Source organism: Xenorhabdus sp. SGI 60 (genome assembly GCF_056632175.1).
The window spans coordinates 1,471,657-1,488,245 of the sequence record NZ_CP196860.1 but is presented as its reverse complement, the minus strand read 5'-3'; the positions used below and the strand labels follow the sequence as shown (position 1 = coordinate 1,488,245).

The 16,589-nt window shown below is 38.7% G+C and carries 16 protein-coding genes, 1 tRNA gene and 1 pseudogene; 10 read left to right on the top strand and 8 right to left on the bottom strand.

From position 1 onward, the window contains the following. Positions 1 to 200: 200 nt before the first annotated feature. Entirely contained in the window at positions 201 to 536 is a 336-nt protein-coding gene (locus ACSJJG_RS07195; RefSeq protein WP_481088933.1) for a type 1 fimbrial protein, read from the bottom strand. A 464-nt stretch (positions 537 to 1,000) separates the two neighbouring features. On the opposite strand from ACSJJG_RS07195, the gene ACSJJG_RS07190 reads away from it, so the two are divergent. Then, the gene (locus ACSJJG_RS07190) at positions 1,001 to 1,705 is read left to right on the top strand and encodes a phosphatase PAP2 family protein (RefSeq protein ID WP_481088932.1); all 705 of its coding nucleotides are present in this window, start codon (positions 1,001 to 1,003) and stop codon (positions 1,703 to 1,705) included. Between the two features lie 344 nt (positions 1,706 to 2,049). Beyond that, the gene (gene mepS / locus ACSJJG_RS07185) at positions 2,050 to 2,637 is read left to right on the top strand and encodes a bifunctional murein DD-endopeptidase/murein LD-carboxypeptidase (protein WP_481088931.1); all 588 of its coding nucleotides are present in this window, start codon (positions 2,050 to 2,052) and stop codon (positions 2,635 to 2,637) included. Positions 2,638 to 2,729: 92 nt separating this feature from the next. Here the strand turns inward: mepS and ACSJJG_RS07180 are convergent, their stop codons facing one another. The 3 genes from ACSJJG_RS07180 to rsuA all read right to left on the bottom strand — a co-directional run bounded on the left by ACSJJG_RS07180 (position 2,730) and on the right by rsuA (position 5,613). Then, positions 2,730 to 3,074 (bottom strand): YejG family protein, encoded by a 345-nt coding sequence (locus ACSJJG_RS07180; RefSeq protein ID WP_481088930.1) that lies wholly within the window; start codon positions 3,072 to 3,074, stop codon positions 2,730 to 2,732. 606 nt (positions 3,075 to 3,680) lie between these two features. Then, positions 3,681 to 4,871, bottom strand: a complete 1,191-nt coding sequence (locus ACSJJG_RS07175; RefSeq protein ID WP_481088929.1) for a Bcr/CflA family multidrug efflux MFS transporter — start codon at positions 4,869 to 4,871, stop codon at positions 3,681 to 3,683. A 49-nt stretch (positions 4,872 to 4,920) separates the two neighbouring features. After that, positions 4,921 to 5,613, bottom strand: a complete 693-nt coding sequence (gene rsuA / locus ACSJJG_RS07170; RefSeq protein WP_481088928.1) for a 16S rRNA pseudouridine(516) synthase RsuA — start codon at positions 5,611 to 5,613, stop codon at positions 4,921 to 4,923. 270 nt (positions 5,614 to 5,883) lie between these two features. Here rsuA and radD point away from each other — a divergent pair, with 270 nt between their 5' ends. Together radD and rplY are read left to right on the top strand one after the other, a co-directional pair. Further along, the gene (radD, locus tag ACSJJG_RS07165; RefSeq protein WP_481090397.1) at positions 5,884 to 7,641 is read left to right on the top strand and encodes a DNA repair helicase RadD; all 1,758 of its coding nucleotides are present in this window, start codon (positions 5,884 to 5,886) and stop codon (positions 7,639 to 7,641) included. A gap of 178 nt (positions 7,642 to 7,819) precedes the next feature. Further along, positions 7,820 to 8,101 (top strand): 50S ribosomal protein L25, encoded by a 282-nt coding sequence (gene rplY / locus ACSJJG_RS07160; protein WP_481090396.1) that lies wholly within the window; start codon positions 7,820 to 7,822, stop codon positions 8,099 to 8,101. Between the two features lie 98 nt (positions 8,102 to 8,199). On the opposite strand, the gene yejK is transcribed toward rplY, so the two are convergent. After that, positions 8,200 to 9,207 carry a nucleoid-associated protein YejK gene (gene yejK, locus ACSJJG_RS07155; RefSeq protein WP_481088927.1) on the bottom strand — a complete coding sequence of 336 codons (1,008 nt, stop codon included), beginning with the start codon at positions 9,205 to 9,207 and terminating at the stop codon, positions 8,200 to 8,202. A 276-nt stretch (positions 9,208 to 9,483) separates the two neighbouring features. Between yejK and ACSJJG_RS07150 the strand changes: the two genes are divergently transcribed. The 3 genes from ACSJJG_RS07150 to ACSJJG_RS07140 all read left to right on the top strand — a co-directional run bounded on the left by ACSJJG_RS07150 (position 9,484) and on the right by ACSJJG_RS07140 (position 11,633). After that, positions 9,484 to 9,711, top strand: coding sequence for a YejL family protein (locus ACSJJG_RS07150; RefSeq protein ID WP_481088926.1), 228 nt, complete (start codon positions 9,484 to 9,486; stop codon positions 9,709 to 9,711). Positions 9,712 to 9,741: 30 nt separating this feature from the next. Then, entirely contained in the window at positions 9,742 to 11,481 is a 1,740-nt protein-coding gene (gene yejM / locus ACSJJG_RS07145; RefSeq protein ID WP_481088925.1) for an LPS biosynthesis-modulating metalloenzyme YejM, read from the top strand. 75 nt (positions 11,482 to 11,556) lie between these two features. After that, positions 11,557 to 11,633, top strand: a tRNA-Pro gene (locus tag ACSJJG_RS07140). A 332-nt stretch (positions 11,634 to 11,965) separates the two neighbouring features. Here the strand turns inward: ACSJJG_RS07140 and ACSJJG_RS07135 are convergent. After that, positions 11,966 to 12,409 (bottom strand): annotated as a pseudogene (locus ACSJJG_RS07135) (AAC(3) family N-acetyltransferase); the annotation flags it as partial. Between the two features lie 442 nt (positions 12,410 to 12,851). Here ACSJJG_RS07135 and ACSJJG_RS07130 point away from each other — a divergent pair. Together ACSJJG_RS07130 and ACSJJG_RS07125 are read left to right on the top strand one after the other, a co-directional pair. Further along, positions 12,852 to 13,445, top strand: a complete 594-nt coding sequence (locus tag ACSJJG_RS07130; RefSeq protein ID WP_481088924.1) for a lytic polysaccharide monooxygenase — start codon at positions 12,852 to 12,854, stop codon at positions 13,443 to 13,445. A gap of 145 nt (positions 13,446 to 13,590) precedes the next feature. After that, complete coding sequence (locus ACSJJG_RS07125) at positions 13,591 to 13,986, top strand: VOC family protein (protein WP_481088923.1); 396 nt, start codon at positions 13,591 to 13,593, stop codon at positions 13,984 to 13,986. A gap of 151 nt (positions 13,987 to 14,137) precedes the next feature. Here ACSJJG_RS07125 and ACSJJG_RS07120 read toward each other — a convergent pair whose 3' ends face one another. After that, the gene (locus ACSJJG_RS07120; protein ID WP_481088922.1) at positions 14,138 to 14,572 is read right to left on the bottom strand and encodes a lysozyme; all 435 of its coding nucleotides are present in this window, start codon (positions 14,570 to 14,572) and stop codon (positions 14,138 to 14,140) included. Between the two features lie 673 nt (positions 14,573 to 15,245). Between ACSJJG_RS07120 and ACSJJG_RS07115 the strand changes: the two genes are divergently transcribed. After that, positions 15,246 to 15,638: a DUF6693 family protein gene (locus ACSJJG_RS07115; RefSeq protein ID WP_399477654.1), complete on the top strand. Its 393-nt coding sequence runs from the start codon at positions 15,246 to 15,248 to the stop codon at positions 15,636 to 15,638. 153 nt (positions 15,639 to 15,791) lie between these two features. Here ACSJJG_RS07115 and ACSJJG_RS07110 read toward each other — a convergent pair whose 3' ends face one another. Continuing rightward, entirely contained in the window at positions 15,792 to 16,565 is a 774-nt protein-coding gene (locus ACSJJG_RS07110) for an N-acetylmuramoyl-L-alanine amidase (RefSeq protein WP_481088921.1), read from the bottom strand. Positions 16,566 to 16,589 lie beyond the last annotated feature (24 nt).

The following is a 16,589-nucleotide window of genomic DNA, read 5'->3' as shown; positions in this document are numbered from 1 at the left end:
ATACGACATTGAGAACTTTTATTGATTAATATCAAAAGTAATTTTTTAATTAAAAAAAAGGCAAACTATTTTTGTTGATTAATTAACGAAACTGTTATTAACAATCATTATTTGAACTCAATCACAGATAAGTTCATTGATTTTATTTTATATTATATTATTTATCTGAAATAAATAATTATTATACTTTCATGTAACATTTAATGATAAGTTATAGTAACAATACCCAATTCCTTATTTTTTCCGACCCATTTTATTTCTTCTGTTCCAATATGTTTTACAATAGATAACGGAGACTTACTATCCTTTTGATATTCTATGTTTTTTTCTTTAATTAACTGTTTACCATTATACCAGCAGACCATTTCAGTATGCTCTTTATCCCAACTAAATTGGCATGGAGACTCAACGATAGCGCCATGAAAGTAAATAGTTCCAGAACTGGAGGATGATGAAGAATTCACCATTACAAGATAATAAGATAAAGACATGAACAAAAAAGTCGTCATTTTTCGTAACATTCGCAACATAAGCATTCAACCTCCACTACACGTGTTATTATCTTTTTTCAACTTTAGCCCGCGCCAATTTGAAAACCAGATAATGGTGTAACGCTCTGCTATATAACGATATAACGTCAAATGAAACTTTTTCTTTATACTTTTTATTAATTTTAACCACAATTCGATATAATATTCTAATAAGTTAGAATATGATAAAATCAATTGGTAGTTATTTAATAATAGTCAGGTGCCGACATTGCATCAAATATATATTATCGGTACTGCCGTGGGGATTTAGCTATTTTTTCGATATCATAAAACTATTTACACATTTGACAACAATAAAGTTTAGCGGTGAACTATACAAATATACTGATATAACCACACCTTAACCACAGTATCTGATGGTGATTACGCTTTCTCATAAATTTTGTTATAGTCCTTTTCCAAGTTAATTTGTCTACCAAACTCCACTTTACGTGTTAAATAGGTATCTCATGACTCGCAGTCACCCGTTCGCTATATTTATTCTCAATATCCTTGGTATTGCCCTGTTCCTCTCATGGTACTTGCCTGAGAATCACGGCTTTTGGTTCCATATTGATTCCGCTATCTTTTATTTTTTTAATGAAAAATTATTACCAGATTCGAAATTTTCCCTATTTGTCGCTATCGTGAATGTTAGGGCATTCGATGTCATATCACTTTTATGCATGGGCTTACTTTATTACAGCGCATTTCACAAACAAGATCACGCTGGCAAGCGACGACTCTTCATGATTGGTTTAGTGATGCTTATCTCTGCCGTTATCATTAATCAAATAGGCCATCAAATCCCCGTCAGCCGCCCAAGTCCAACGCTGACATTTGAAAATGTTAATCGCATAAACGAAATGACCAGTTGGCATACAAAAGATTCCTCCAAAGACAGTTTCCCTGGTGATCACGGTTTAATGCTCTTAATTTTCAGCAGCTTCATTCTGCGTTATATCTCCCGCAGTGCATTCTGCATTGCTCTACTGATTATGGTCGCTTTTGCTCTTCCCCGTATTATGGCAGGTGCTCACTGGTTTACAGATATTGCCGTAGGCTCTTTATCTTTAACATTGCTCGGCATGAGCTGGATATTGCTAACCCCATTAAGTGATATTATGGCAACATGGCTAGACAAGAAATTACCGCATATTAGACGCGATAATTAAGCTCATAATATTGAGGAGATAGCTGTTATCTCCTCAATATCATCTCATATTTATCAAAACAGTATAAAATAGCAACAAACCATTCTAACCTATTAGTTCCTAATCTGATTTTTTGTAAAGAACTCTTTTTGTCTCTCGCTTTTTACTCATGATTTCAGTAATCTTTCCTGCGTCCTGTTTATTAAAATAATATGTTTTGTAAAGATAATAATAAAATGTGTTTCTTCGCACACTTTATGGACAGAAGATTTGTTAATTCACCCTATTCTGACTAGGCTTTAGAACATTTAGTGTTTTCATGGTGGTGATAAGTCACGTTAAGGACTGCAAGGAAAAATCAATAAATGGTTAAATCCAAACCAACACTGAGATACATCTTGCGGCTGATACCCGCAATTATAGCGGCAATAACACTGACCGCATGTAGTTCACCAGATTCTAACCTACGCAATAAACAAACTGAGACGCATGCAGTAAACACTGGAAAGCATTATTTACTGCAAGCATCTCAGGATGAATTTGAAACTCTGGTCAATAAGTTAGATATCAAGTCTAAGATACTCAATCAATACGCTGACTGGAAAGGTGTGGCCTATCGGCTTGGTGGAAATACCAAACGCGGTATCGATTGTTCTGCTTTTGTGCAACGTACTTTTCATGATCAATTTGGTATGGAGTTACCACGTTCCACATCAGAACAACAAAATATAGGACAAACCGTTAGTCGCTCTAAATTGCGGGCGGGCGACCTGGTACTGTTTAAGACAGGGGTTCGCAGGCGCCATGTTGGTATCTACATTGGCAATAATCAATTTGTCCATGCTTCAACCAGTAATGGGGTTATCGTTTCTAAATTGACCGATACTTACTGGAGTAAACGCTATTATGGTGCAAGGCGAGTGTTATCTGATAACATAAAAACCTCGGTTTGACCGACACCTAACGTTTTTATTACTGAAATTTTCCCTTGCAAGCATTAAAAAAACGCTTCCATTTAAGAAGCGTTTTTTATCAATGGGTAAAATCATAGTGGATACAGCGCAGTTATATTTTCTGCAATTGCAGCGCCTAACGTCTTTAAACGACATATCACTGCACTCTCATCTTCCTTAGCAAAAAACAAACAGGGTTCTCCTTCCCATTCAATCACAGCACTCGGTATCTGCATATCAGCAATAGACTGATTTATAACATGCAAAATTTCCCGTGCTTCTTCGCCTTCATGGCTTAATAATTTCAGCCCCATCAGGCTATTTCCTGAATCTGTTTCTTCTGCTGGTAAAATCTCAACTTTTGTACCAACGAAGCCAGTTGACCACCGATAACTTTGCGGCAGTCTGTGTACTACCGAAAGTTGGATATTATTCACGTATCATTCCTATCAGAAACAACATTAATACATCTAACCACCAGCTGTAGATTATCGATTCGTCAAAACCGAATAACCATCCAACAAAAAAGTAAATAAAAGGTTAAAATAAAAATTAGGTTACCGCACTTACTTCACTTCCTGCTTTAAAAAAAGTGCGATTCAGCTCGCATTTTATATATATTTATACTGTTTAGGTAAAAAATTCAACTTATTTTTATGCAAAACAGCAACCTTTACTTCAAGATTTATTTACATATTTGTTTCTTTCAAACATTACCAATGAGCCAATAAAACCACAATCTTTTTATTTACAATAGGTTAAATAATGACAACCCTATAACCTTCCATAGTCATGAAGTTATTATGAGAAATTAACAAAAAAGCAACATTTCAGCACTGGCTGGATATGATAATATTAAAAATTTCCTACATTTTTTTGATAATTACTCGATATTTCCTGTTTATCAGGTTAATCAATAACCCTCCAAAGGTTCAGAGTACTTTAGGAAAGACAAAAGGCCATCCCATATCGGCAGATGGCCCCTAAAAATATTTTATACCTAAGCTTGATTACTCTCAGAACATGATTATTTATGATGCTGATTATTTATACGACTTATTGCGTGCATAGATAATAAGCATCATTGCTAATGTCACACATAATGCCATGGAGCCTACCATCGGCCAGGCATTCTTCTCAGGCAATAAAGACAAAATAGCGCCCACCGATGCAGCAATACTAAAACGGATGGTTCCTGCTAGTGAAGAAACGGTTCCGGCCATGTGGGGATAATCGTCCAACACAACCGCCATAGTGTTAGACGTAATCATGGAAATTCCGCTGATATAAATGGCAACCCCCATAACCAGAGAAATAAATCCCAGATCAAACAGGGTACTAAACAGTAACCATAATCCCACGACAAATTGAACAAACAGCCCAATATGCAACATTTTTAATGGGCCATATTTGCGTACACACTGGCTATTGATAGTTGCCATGATGAACAAAAAAATAATATTCAGCCCAAAATAGTAACCAAAATGCTGTGCAGGTACACCGTTCAGTTTGATGTACACAAATGCACCAACACTGAGAAAAGAGAACATTCCAGCAAAGGAGAAACCACTCGCTAAGATGTAGCACAGTACCTGGCGTTGCCGAAACAGCATGACGAACTGTCTTACAGTCGTTTTTAAGTTAAACGTCTGCCTTTTCTCTTTAGGTAATGTCTCTTCTATGAAGAGAACCACCAGGGCAACAGTCATGACTGCAACCAGAGCAATCGACCAGAAAATAGCATGCCAGTTAAACCATACCATCAACATCCCACCCAACATGGGAGCCAGTAAAGGTGCGATGATCATCACCAATGTCACAAAAGACATACTGCGGGAAAATTCCTCTTTTGTGAACCTATCACGCATCAGAGCGTTGATAACCACACCGGCAGCCGCAGCAGAAAATCCATGTAAGAAACGCATGGAAATGAAGGTATCAATATCTTGTGCCAAAGCACAGGCAGCAGAAGAGATGGCAAAAACAATGACCCCCCCCAAAATGACCGGCTTGCGCCCTAAGCTATCCGACATTGGCCCATAAATCATCTGACCAATAGCAAAGCCTAAAATATAGCTACTCAGCGTCATTTGTACCAAACCATCACTGACACCAAAACTCTCAGCGATCGTTGGCATACTCGGCAAATACATATCAATTGCCAATGGCATTAACATAGAAAGCAAACCAAGGATCAACACTAATCCCAAATAGGACGAACGCTGTTGTTGCACGCAGTTACTCCTGAATCAATTGAAGGATAAAAATTAAGGGGATTGATATCTATATGTTGTTGATTTCATTATCAGTCAGCGCCCGATATTCCCCTGGCTCCAATGCAGGATCGAGACAAATTTCACCAATTCGCTCCCGGTGAAGCGCAACAACATGATTTCCTACTGCGGCAAACATTCGTTTTACTTGATGATAACGCCCTTCGCTGATAGTCAAACGAACAAGTTGAGGTTCGATAATTTCCAGTTGTGCAGGTTTTGTCAGTTTTTTTTCCCCATTTAACTGCACCCCCGCCAAAAATTTTTGCTCGGTATCTTCAGCCGCCGGGCATTCCAATGTCACAAGGTAAGTTTTTTCGCAATGATGTTTGGGGGATGTTATACGGTGTGACCATTGACCATCATCAGTCAACAACACCAATCCTGTTGTGTCGATATCCAAACGCCCTGCTGAATGTAATTTATGAGCCACAGGCTCATTGACAAAATACAAAATTGTCGGGTTTGACGGATCATCTGTCGAACATACATATCCCTGGGGTTTATTCAGCATGAAATAACGTGGACCATTGAGTTGTTGCAATATCGTACCATCATAGGCAACTTGCTGGTCGGACTTCAATTTATAGGCCCCTGTTTTGATGATCTCATCATCGACAGTGACTAGCCCTGCCCGCAACTCGCGCCCCACATCGTTGCGGCTAATACCTAATTGTTGTGATAAAAATTTATCCAATCGCATGAATAGATGTACCTGACAAAAATAAACACATATGAACATGTCCTTGATATTACGAACAACTTCAAGGCCACTATTGGGATACAAGATTAAACAGATAATTCATAGAAAAATTATCATGCCAGTAACTATAGCAACAATAAGCTACACGTTATAGCCCACCTGATCCTAGAAAAATAATAACGAGTTATTTCTCGACGGCAGGCTTCAATGAAAAATGTTATTCTCTATAGCAATTATCTTCTACCTGATATTTGTGACAGTAACATAAAAATGGCTTTTACTTTACGTCCTTATCAACAAGAAGCGGTAGACGCAACTATTCGCTATTTTCGCCAGCACAGAGATCCCGCCGTTATTGTTTTGCCAACAGGGGCAGGAAAAAGCCTTGTCATCGCTGAATTGGCAAAGCTGGCTCATGGCCGTGTTTTGGTACTGGCACATGTCAAAGAACTTGTTGCGCAGAACCACAGCAAATATTGTGCTTATGGATTGGATGCAGATATTTTTTCCGCAGGGCTAAATCAAAAACAAAGTGCAGGAAAAGTCGTTTTTGGCAGCATTCAGTCCATTGCCCGCAACCTGGATTGCTTTGACCACCATTTTTCTCTGCTAATCATCGATGAATGCCACCGCATCAGCGATGACGAAAACAGCCAATACCAACAAATCATCCAGCAACTTCGAAAAAACAATCCTCAAATCCGCATATTGGGTTTAACTGCAACACCTTATCGCCTCAACGCTGGCTGGATATATCAATATCATTATCATGGTATGATCCGTGGTGACGATCACTGTTTTTTCCGCGATTGTATTTATGATCTCCCATTGCGTTATATGATTAAGCATCATTTTCTGGTTTTTCCAGAAAGATTGGACATGCCTGTAATGCAATATGATTTCAGTCAGGTACGAACCAGCCAACAAGGGATATTCAATGAAGCGGAATTAAATCGGGAGCTTAAACGACAAAAACGTATCACCCCTCATATCATTAGACAGATCGTTGAATATGCACAAAATCGAAAAGGTGTGATGATTTTCGCCGCGACAGTCGAACATGCCAAAGAAATCTTCCAATTGCTGCCTACAGGACAAGCCGCACTAGTCAGCGCAGATACCCCACCATCTGAACGGGATCACTTAATTACGGCATTCAAGGAACAGCAACTCCGCTATATGGTCAATGTTGCTGTACTCACAACAGGATTCGATGCTCCCCATGTTGATTTAATCGCCATATTGCGTCCTACAGAATCTGTCAGTCTTTATCAACAGATCGTCGGGCGCGGCTTACGTTTGTTTCCTGACAAAAAAGATTGCCTGATTTTGGACTATGCTGGCAATCCCCACGATCTTTACACGCCTGAAATCGGTAATAGTAAACCCAACTCACAAAGCCAGCCCGTTCAGGTATTTTGCCCTATCTGCCAATTTGCCAATACTTTCTGGGGAATATGCACGACAGATGGAGAGATCGTTGAGCATTTTGGGCGACGCTGCCAAGGTTGGGAAGAAGACGAAAATGGGAAACGTCAACAATGTGATTTTCGTTTCCGTTTTAAATCATGCCCCCATTGTGGTGCAGAAAACGATATCGCGGCCCGACGCTGCCATCGTTGTGAAGAAGTACTCGTCGATCCCGATGATATGCTGAAAGCAGCCTTAAAACTAAAAGATGCACTGGTGCTACGTTGTGGTGGCATGCAACTAACACCAGGTCACGACAATAAAGGAGAATGGCTCAAAATCACCTATTACGACGAAGATGGTGCAGATGTATCTGAGTTGTTCCGTTTATCGACCCCAGCCCAAAAGAGAGTATTTGAACTGCAATTTCTTCGCCAGCATCAGCGTGCACCAGGAACCGTTTTTCGCTGGAAAACAGCAACAGACGTTGCTAATCAATTTCCTTTATTGCGTCATCCTGATTTTGTTGTCGCGCGTAAAAAAGGACAATTTTGGCAAATTAGAGAAAAGGTTTTTGACTATCAAGGGCGATTTAGACGGGCTGATGATTTGTACTAAATATGCCAAACCGGCTATCCACTCACCAACCGGAAAGCATATTTCTATTTGCTGTCATATCGGTTTTTCGCTAGAATGCCGCCCGCTTAACGTAATAACTCATGTTAAGCCAAGTATCGAACCTGCTGCTGGGTCGCCTGTAGCAGGATTTATTTTCTTCTTTTACAGAGAAAAAATAATGTTAACTATTAATGCAGAAGTACGTAAAGAGCAGGGAAAAGGTGCGAGCCGCCGCCTGCGTAGAGCTAACAAGTTTCCAGCAATCATCTATGGTGGTAACCAAGAACCAGTTTCTATCGAACTGGATCACGATGCAGTTATCAACCAAGAAAGTAAGCCAGAATTTTACGAAGTTCTGACCCTGGTTGTTGATGGTAAAGAAACTAAAGTTAAAGTGCAGGCAGTACAGCGTCATCCGTTTAAACCTAAACTGACGCACATCGATTTCCTGCGTGCTTAATTAGCCACAGTCGAGCTTTTATCGGGACGCCGAGTAAATAACGCCGCAATTGCGGCGTTATTTATTTTTACAACTTGGTTTTTTCACAGTGGCCAATACTAGCGATTACCACCACCATGACGTTGCAATTGATCGCGCAAATTCGGTGGCGTTCCCTTAATCGTCAGCGTATCTGTTACGGGATCCCAAAAAATTCGTTCTCCCATCAACATGGCATCAAAGTTAATGGTTAATCCTCCACCACTACCTGCAAATTTTGTTAATTGGCGTAACGTTCCGCGATCGGCTGGGAAGCTCTCTTCCAGTTCATAGCCTTTTTCCTGCGAAAATTGCTGAAAATTTTGCTCACCCAACGAAGGTAACTCCTGGGATAGCGCTTGTAACTTAATTTCCTCGCCCGCCTGTAACTGTTCACTACAATAACCATAAACTTGCTGGCGATAAGCCTGGCGTTCATTTTGGTCCAACTGTGCCGACTCACAATAATCATCCAAAGCCTGCAAAAAACCTTTATTTTGGACTTTGGTATTCATGCCTTCACTGGCAGCCAGGAAATCCATAAAAAAGTCTGAAACCTTGCGCCCTACCCGCCCTTTTAAGAACGTCAGGTAACGACTGGATTCAGGATTGGTTTCCCACTCAGTCAGATCAATTCTTGCGATAATATCAGCATGGGGAATATCAAGATATTGCGTCGTATTGACATCGAGTTCATCGTTGACGGACGTGCTGTTACAACTATTAAGAACTGCAATCAGTAAATATTCCACAGCAAGATAACGATATTGACAAAACAGCACCGTTCCCCCTTCTGCGAACGGATACTTTGACAACTCGTCTTTCAAGCGAACAGTTGCAGCCCGACTAAATCCGAGAAAATCGTCATCTCCTTTACGTAGATGACGAAGTGATCCCGCCAGCTCACTTTCTTCATTGAACAAACCATAAGCTTTACTTTTCGCGCTATATACACGATGCAGCTCTGCCATCATCGCTTCAACCACTTGGTTGGTATCCAGCAAAGCATCACGCAAAATTACTTCCAACGTCTGTTCATCACGTTTAATCAACCGGTGTAGCGCAATCTGGGTAATTTCCAGACTCATTATTTATACTCCTTTTGCAGCGTTGGCCATATAGGGCCGTGCGGTTAGCGGCGTATTCAAACATCGTTATCTTTCTGCTGCAACCAAAAACCCAATTGACAAAAATACTCACCATTTAATGGTCAACAGCCTACATATCAAAGAGTAAAATGAGGCAGTATATTCAATATTGGCAACAACTCCGGCAGCAGAGAGTTAATTTGTCATAAAAAAAGCAGAAAATCCCCCCTCTATACGGTAAGATATGGGGCTTTGTACATCCAGGATATTTGATTTATGCCACAGACATCTCGCTATAGCGATGAAAAAGTTGAACATTTATTAACTGAATTAGTAAATGTTTTCGAGAAAGATCATACTCCAACTGACCTGACCTTAATGGTTTTGGGTAATATGGTAACAAATTTGATCAATACGAGTATTGCTCCTGCACAACGCAGACAGATCGCAGACTCGTTTGCACACGCGTTGCAATCTTCAGTCAACGAAGATAAAGCGCATTAATCTTTATTAACACATTGACGTAAAGAAAATATGGTGACTAGCTGTCAGCATTACCGCGAAAAAGTTTCTCAAATGATCAGTTGGGGACACTGGTTCGTACTGTTCAACATAATGTTCAGTCTTGTGCTGGGCAGTCGCTATCTATTCGCATCTGACTGGCCGGGTTCACTGTTTGGTCGCATCTACGCGCTGGTCAGTTGGCTTGGTCATTTCAGTTTCATTGTCTTTGCCATCTATTTACTTATTTTATTTCCGCTAACATTTATTGTTATGTCTCAGCGGCTAATGAGGTTTCTTTCGGCCACGTTGGCAACGGCAGGTTTAACACTACTAATATTCGATTCCTCCATCTATGTTCGCTTTCATTTGCATTTAACTCCATTGGTTTGGGATTTAGTCACCAACCCGGAACAAGGTGAATTAGCAAGAGAATGGCAACTGATGTTCATCTGTATTCCTTTGATTTTTCTAATACAGATGCTTTTTGGCACATGGAGTTGGCAAAAGTTACGTAGCCTGAGCCGTCAACGATTTGGTAAACCACTGGCAGCAGTATTCATTACTGCTTTTGTCGCTTCACATCTCATGTATATCTGGGCAGATGCCAATTTCTACCGTCCGATTACCATGCAGCGCTCAAACTTACCAATTTCTTATCCAATGACCGCCCGTAAGTTCCTTGAAAAACATGGCCTATTGGATCAGCAAGAATTTCAACGCCGCATTAACCAACAAGGCAATCCCGCAGCCTTGAGTGTCAATTATCCGCTGAATAATTTATCTTATCAGGATACTGGGCGCGGTTATAACTTACTTCTGCTAGTCGTGGATGGGCTGGATCATCAAGCCATCACCCATGATATGCCAACTCTGGAACATTTCGCGAAGAACAATATCCAGTTCACTCAACATTTCAGTACAGGCATTCAAGATGACACTGCATTGTTTGGTTTATTCTATGGCATATCATCAGGCTATCTGGACGGTATTCTTAACGCCAGAAAATCCTCAGCACTTATTGATGCCCTGACACATCAAGGATATCAATTTGGCCTCTTTTCTTCAGATGGATTCCAGACACCACTTTATCGCCAGGCCATACTGACCGACTATTCATTGCCAGAAGCTAAAAGACAAAACGATAACTTAACAGTGACGCAATGGAGCCAATGGTTAGATCTACGAAATGGTTCCACACCATGGTTCTCATTTCTGGATATTAATGGTTTTGTACCTTCCTCCGGTAAATTTGATAAGAAAGCGCTGGATACTGAAATCAGCCATGTTTTAGAAGCCCTGAAAACTAAAGGCGCCTTAGATAAAACAATCATTGTGATTACAGCTAAACAGAGTAAAGAAACAGCAGATAACAGAGCAAAATGGTTTACGGGTGACAAATTCAATCGTGAACAGCTCCATGTTCCCCTTATAATTCAGTGGCCTGGCACTCCAGCACAAACTATCGATAAGTTGACCAGCCATCAAGATATCATGACAACCTTAATGCGCCGTTTATTGCACGTTACTAATTCTCCTGATGATTATTCCCAGGGTGAGGATCTCTTTAATGCCCAAAGAGAAAATCCATGGCTTATTACGGGTGATAATGGTTCATTAATTGTTACGATGGCCCAAAATACTGTCTATCTTTCCAAGGATGGAGAGTATCATCTGTATGATTTAGAGGGTAATGAAATTCAGGATGCCAAACCAAACCTTGCCCAATTATTACAGATATTAACGGAAGTGAAACGATTTTTAGCAAATTAATCGTTTAAAAATCAAACACTCACTAAATTAGGGGCTTGCTTTACAAATAAAAAACGGTAATATAAGAGAAGTCATCGGCATGTAGCGCAGCTTGGTAGCGCACCGTCATGGGGTGTCGGGGGTCGTAGGTTCAAATCCTATCATGCCGACCAAATTTCCCTAGAAAAACCAACCTGTTACGGTTGGTTTTTTTATGCCTCAAATTTGTCTGAGGCAAAATGGGGGTAAAATGGCCGATGAAAATTTCACATTAAAATTTATTAAAATAATTGCTTATTTATTCTTTTCTATACGAATAAAACTTCAAGTTGTAATTTACAACGTTATATGAAACGTGATTTCTCTCCGCTTCGCGGAGAAAAATCACACGCATCCTGATGTTAGATTGGTATATACATTTTCAGAACCCAAAGACGCTGCATTTGATCAAAAAAAGATGTTGTCAGGTGAGTTTGTAGACGTTGATATATTTTTTGAATTGATTTTACGACCGATAACTCTCCATCCAATGTACGGCATAATCCAATATCTCTTTAGCAGGCACAAATAGTGTATTAGCCGCTCCAATAGTGCCTTTAATAATAACCTCTGAATGTTCATGACAAAAATGTTCAACGATATCTTTAAAATAATCTTGATTAAATCGTTCACAAACAGGATCTACAGTATCAAATTCCTCTAACATCACCCATTCTACTTGGTTATCTTGCAATAGTGGGATCTCCATTTTCCTAATACGCTTGTTGGGAATATTTGCCAAATGTTCAGCATGGTGCAAAAGACTCATGGTTTCATATGGAGCGCCAATCATAAGAATTTTTCCCTGACGCTCTACCAATTTTGCAAATGGTGAATCATTACCATAATCTAATGAATGATTTTCTACGAAATATTCAGCATTATTTCCAATAGCGACGACAGAAGCACCCGGGTTTTGGCTTTAATCATATATCTAACCCTATGTTGATTTTATTACCCTCACTTTTTGTTTAAGTTTGGTTTATTGCATATTCTTCCATTTGGAGCTACCTTATCTATGTGTACTTAAAATCCTACTTAATTTAGTACACCCTCATTTGCTTCTTATTTCGCTCTTCCCCTCCCTGGATTCAGGGAGGGATTTTTGTCGTTGAAAATTTTATAAAACGAATGTTTCCTACTGTCTGTAACCGCGTCAGAGTAAACGACAATTATATCTTTCTGGCATACCTCTATCATAAATTAAGTATTTATAATTATATAATTTTGTTATAAATATTTCTGTGCATTTCCATTATAAGAAATTTAAATTTCATTAGTGATTAATATAATAATAAGAAAGTAAATTCACTTATTTTACAGTTAAGTAAGGAAAAAATAGGAAATTCATTATGAATATTAAAAAGTCTCTACTTTTAGTAGGATTAACGGCCTTTGGTGCTATCCCATTCTCTAGTATTGCTGAACCAGATTCAAATCATGGATATGTCGACACACCGCCAAGCAGGGCACTTTTATGCCAAAAAGGCATCAATAAAAACTGCGGACCTGTCATGTATGAACCACAATCGGTTGAAGGCCCCAAAGGCTTCCCACAAGGGGGGCCACCAGATGGACAAATCGCCAGTGGGGGTGTTGGTCAATTCAAACAACTCAATGAACAAAGTACAGACCGCTGGCATCATGTCACTATCAATAAAGGAATCAACCAATTTAAATGGACAATAACAGCCCGGCATAGCACCACTTCATGGCAATTCTATATTACCAAACCTGGCTGGGATCCAAATAAACCTCTAACACGTGCACAATTTGATCTAAAACCCTTCTGTGAGCGCCTTGATGATGGAAAAAGGCCAGGCCAAACTGTCTCACTGAACTGTGATATTCCCGATCGCTCAGGCTATCATGTTATTCTCAGCGTGTGGACAATTGCTGATACCACCAATGCTTTCTATCAAGTTATTGATGTTGATATTAAATAATATTTTTAATTAAACTGACATTTTATTTATAAATATTATATGAGCACAAAAAGTGCTGGTAAATGACCAGCACTTTTCCTAAAGAAATGAAAATGCTTTTCAGATAAGATATATTCACCCAAAACAACTCTACATATAGAAAAATATGAAAAAATCAACAATTCTTAGGATTGCCAGACCAACAGATAATCTTACTAAAATTGCAGAAATGTATTGTCACGGCTTAGATTTCATCATACTAGGAGAATTCAAAGATCACGATGGTTTTGATGGTATTATGCTAGGGCATCCCAACCATTCCTGGCATCTTGAATTTACTCATCACCACAATACACATGTTGGTAAAGCCCCAACTAAAGATAATTTATTAGTATTTTATATAGAAGATGAACTTGAATGGCAAGAGCACGTACAATCAATGCAAAATGCCGGGTTTATTCTCATTCCTTCTTATAATCCTTATTGGGATAAAAGCGGAAAAACTTTCGAAGATAGCGATGGCTATCGTGTTGTATTACAACATGGTACATCAGAGATTTAGTTATTTATTTTACGATTAAGTGTTTATTCACAGGATTACGTCCTTACCATATTGGTCGTTTATTTATTAGGCTATTAGTAATAATCTGATTAGACTTCTATTTTTTATTCCTGATAGCCTAAAAAATCACCATAATATTTATTTGATCATGTTACGATAAGAATGTTTTTTGCTCAGATTCCCTTCGCATACGCAAAGCTGCTAACTCTCTCCCATCGGCACGATCCCATTTCACAAACTCTTTTGCTGCACCTTGGTAATCACCGGTATTCAATTTTTTCAACAATGTTGAATGAGTAAAATTACCGATCCCTAAATTGAAAATAAACGAGCATAAAGCATCAAATTGCCCTTGTGTTAGAGATACCTTAACTAACTGCTGAATGGCGGCATAAACAGGGATAAGATCTTGATGTAAATATTCCTCAGCCTGTTGCGTAGTTATCACTTGTCCAGGCTCTACTCCTTTTGTATGACCATATCCAATTGTCCACGGTGCTGTTCCAGTGGCAGGATCTGGGTATGCTTTCAATTTCAAGCCTTCATAGCTTTTAAGTTTATTAATACCATTTTCACTGATTTTCATTCATTTTCCCCGCTACCAGATTGAGCACCAAGATTATTTTGGTCTAAAAAACAATCTAGAAATCAAGTTTAGATGAAAAAACAATCAGCAAAGCTACAATTATACTGAGCGATAAAGCATCCACAAAAAAACAAATGAAAAAAAACTTTAAATATCAATAAATTATTATTTTATACAAAATTTTTTTAATTCTTAAAAATTAATTTAATAAATATCTTGACTCTTTTGCTTTTGAGCATAAAATTGTTCTCAGAATTTAGATTTTCGTGAAGTAAATCACAATTTATAACCGGCAAAGGAAATCATCATGAAATCTGTAAAATCTTTCCTCTCAAATGTACACTGCGTTGTTATCCGGTTATCAGCAACTCGTTTTATGTAAGAGCTGCTCAATATAAAAATAAGCCAGTCCAAAACTGGCTTTTTTATCGTCGCTACAGCCTTAAGGTAAATGCTTTCTTGTCTATTCCATTATTTACACGCTATTCATTGAAGTTCTGTTCCGAAAAATTTGTCTTATATGCCTAATAAATTTCAAGTCGCAATACTGCGCCAAGGCAACATCCTTCAGTAGCTTAGATAACAGCCAATTTATTGAATATGTTATCAGGCGGGAGAACAGCCAACAAAGCGGCAACCTGTAAAAGCAAAATGAAGGCATAGTGTTCATGAAATGTCTATACTGACTGGCTTGCCGTATTTATCTAAACATCAGGAGAATTCGATGGACTTTCGCAGTCTGAAGTTAAAATCAGAATTAGGGATACTTGAGATTATTTTACATCTCGTCATCTGGTTCCTGATTATTTTATTGACATTAGGGTTAGGTGCCTTCGTGTTTCCCTACTATATGACTCGATTTATCATTAGTAAAACACATGTTATCGATCGAGATAGCGGACAAATTATAGGCAAATTAAATTGTGAGATTAATTTAGTCCAAATAATTGGATATGTTGTGATTTGGGCTATTCTCTCTTTTATTACATTTGGTCTTTTATATTTTGTCTATCTTTACAAAATCATAGCGCATTGCATTAATCATACACGTGTGATCTCTGCATAAACGCATTAAACTTCAAGTTGCAATTTACAACATGATATGAAACCTGATTTCTCCCCGCTTCGTGGGGAGAAACAATGAGCTATATTGTCTTATACTCGATAAACTCCAAATTGCAACCCAATTAATGAGCTGCAATTTGATATCCATCAGAAATCAGGATTTATTATCAAAGTATTTTTCAACCAAGGCATATAAAATGGCGATGGTTTCTATATCTGATACACCATCATAATGTGACGAACGGAAGTGCATTTGAAATGCTTTAATTAAAGATTGAAAATTTTCTTCTTTTTCTGCCCCTGTGATGTCATAACCATAACGCTTGAACTTTTCTAAAATCTTGGTGACATCAGGCAGGCAATGCCCGAATTGTTCAATATATTTTTGCTTAGTTTCTTCGTCATACCATGCTCCAACTCCCGCATCATATAGTTCTTTCCACGGAAAAGAGGGGCCTGGATCGGTTTTTCTTTGCCATGAAATATCTGAATGCCCTACAACATGAGTCGGTTTAATATCCGGGTAGCGTTGTAAGATATTGATGGCCAGCTCTTTGATTGCTGCAAGTTGCTCAGGGTGATAAGGAGGGAAAGTGAAAACGCCACCATCATCACTGGCCTCATTCACAATCTCAATACCTATGGATGTATCATTCAACCCTTCTCGCCCATCCCAATAACTTATTCCTGCATGCCAGGCCCTTTCAAGTTCATCAACCAAATTGAATATGTGAACTTTATCAAATCCAGCAGCTTGGTAAGTTGGATCATCTGGGTTTGGAACCAAGTAGTGAGCACTGACAAGTTCCCCGGTCAGCGCCTGAATAGATTTCTCAAAGTTCAAAGCAGTATAGTGCATAACTAAGAAGCGGGAACGTCTGTTAAAACTTTTGGTTGAACGATATGAATTATAATCAATTTTATACATTATTGTGCCCCTTTATTTGGTTTT